The 2393-nt window shown below is 34.9% G+C and carries 2 protein-coding genes; both read left to right on the forward strand.

What is annotated here, in order from left to right; all coding sequences use genetic code 11:
• On the forward strand, positions 1-222 hold a 222-nt coding region (locus CCAND38_RS10910), incomplete at its 5' end, for a T9SS type B sorting domain-containing protein (RefSeq protein ID WP_042345432.1).
• Between the two features lie 435 nt (positions 223-657).
• Positions 658-2393: hypothetical protein (locus CCAND38_RS10915; RefSeq protein ID WP_042345435.1), on the forward strand; the 1736-nt coding region annotated here is incomplete at its 3' end.

The raw sequence follows: 2393 nt of genomic DNA on the forward strand, positions 1-2393 counted from the left end.
CCTAATAATACGGTTCGTATTTACAATCGTTGGGGAGTTAAGGTATTTGAGACGAAGGGCTATGATAATGTTAATAGAGTATTCCGGGCGATTTCAAACGGACGAGTGACGATTGAAGCTCCTGAGAAATTGCCACAAGGTACCTATTACTATATCATTGAATACACCGATAACAACAACAAGAAGCATACGAAAGGAAGTTGGTTGTATATTAAGAAGTAACCACTGACAGAATAAGTGAAAGAGAGATTATCCTAAACGGGTAATCTCTCTTTTTTTAGTCAAGTCTTGAGAAACCGAAGAATTGATATGTTTTCTTCGTTTTGCAGGACTTACTACATTCGACTAATTCACTTTTGAATATACTTCATAAAATTTTTACAAAGTGACATAAGAAATAAATAACATGAATGGTTATAGTTTTATTACTTTTACAATTTTAATAATCAAAATTATTTCTCGACAATTTAATCTCTAATTGTTAAATTTTTAAGATTTTATCTTGGATTTTTTTTATTATTTTTATTGAATCTGTAATTTGGGTTAATAAAATGCAAAAGATGAGTGTATATATATCGTTTATGGAATAATTGTCGTAATTTTGTACCCATTTCACTGCCCACATTTTGGGCTAAAAATAAACGTAACGTTTTACTTATGAAAAAACTAATTTTAAAATTATTTTTGTTGTTATTCGGTTTAGGGCAAGGAATGGCTCAAAGTTTAGGTACTCCAGTAACAACTTCAGGAGGGCAATCAATTGCCGAAAATGGTTTTAAGGCAGGTATCTTGACTGTGAGAGCAAATTTTTCGACATCTGCCTCAGAAGCACTTATTACTGTCACTTTCCCACAAGGAATGCACTACGATGGTAATTTAACTTTAGTCAGTGGATTGCCTGTACAGGAGTACAATATTTCCGATACACGGAGACCTGTATTTAAAATCACAGGTGTCACAGGAGCTTCAGAGGCAACTTTTTCTATTGCCAAAAAAGTAACACCGCAAATTATGCAGTCTCTTAATTCAGGATTAAGGGATGAAATAACAATGAGCGTAGATGGGAATACAGTTGCACCTGCACATACCGACCCTTACATATTGAAATATCCTGTGTTAGCAATAGAAGGGGAAAGTACTACAGCCCTTCCTACACATGAAAATGCATCTGGGACAAGTTCTCAGAAATTTAGAATTAAAAATACGGGAGATGGTATTGTGAAAGATATTTATTTCGCTGTGCAATATCCTGCTGGAATTACGGGTAATTCAATTTCTTACGAAGGAATGGATTTATCTCCAGTAGCAACTTTTACTCCTGCGGGTACGTCTATTTCTTTACAACTGTATAAGGTAAATGTACCTACTGGTGTGGCTCGTAATGGCAGTATTCTTGTTACAGAAAATTATACAGTAACGGGTTGTGATGCTAACCGTCAAAATAAGTATTTTGCTATGTGGGGTAGTTCTCAAAATCAAAACGATTTTTATCAAACGATTTCCAACTCACGTACCATTAACGTCGAATCGGGAACACCGAATATCACGATAATGAATAACGGAAATGAGACTTATTTTACATGGATAGATGGACTTGGAGGAAATGAAGTAGGACAATATAATGTGACATTTTTAAATAATGGTTCTGGAAATGCCACAGCTTATGATGTATTATTTAAATATCGAGAGTATTCGTGGATAGCATTTGACAAGCATCAAATTTCGGATTTACGAATTGTCGCTACTGATGGAACAGAGATTGGAATCCCTATTCCCACTACTCCTTTACCTGAAAAAAATGAAGCTAATAATCCTGCTTTTCGTACACGTGAAATTCCACTTCGTGATATATCAGAATTGAATGTAGCTTCTTTGGCAGGAAAAAATATTGGACTTTCGGATATTGATGGGGATGGTTATGCAGATGATTGGCCAAAAAATGCAAAGGTTACGCTTCGATTTAAACTTAAAAAAGTAGCTCCTGTTAATTGTTTGTTAAAACATGAATCTGGTCAGTTTTCTATAAACCCAATAGCATTATTTGATTATAAGGATGCTTGTGCACAAAGCATATCCTCTCCTGAAATAACAATGACTGCTGCAATGAGTAGAACTATGTTTGGAATTTTAGATTCTTCAAAATTGCCAGATGTTCTTTCTTTGAATCAACCACGTTCAGCGTATTTAATTTTTGGAAATCACTCTTATAGTAGTGCTGAGCGTGAGCAAGGGAAAAATTGGGGATATACGCCTGTAGGATACACGTATCAAGTTAAATTACCTCCCAATTTGTCAATGAAAAATGTGCGTTTGGTTAAAAAACCGCATTACTCTTACGATGATACAAATAGTACAGATCCTGCCATAAAGGTTGATTTACCAGATGTGGCGGG

The sequence above is a fragment of the Capnocytophaga canis genome (assembly GCF_000827555.1).
In the GTDB taxonomy this organism is placed as follows: domain Bacteria; phylum Bacteroidota; class Bacteroidia; order Flavobacteriales; family Flavobacteriaceae; genus Capnocytophaga; species Capnocytophaga canis.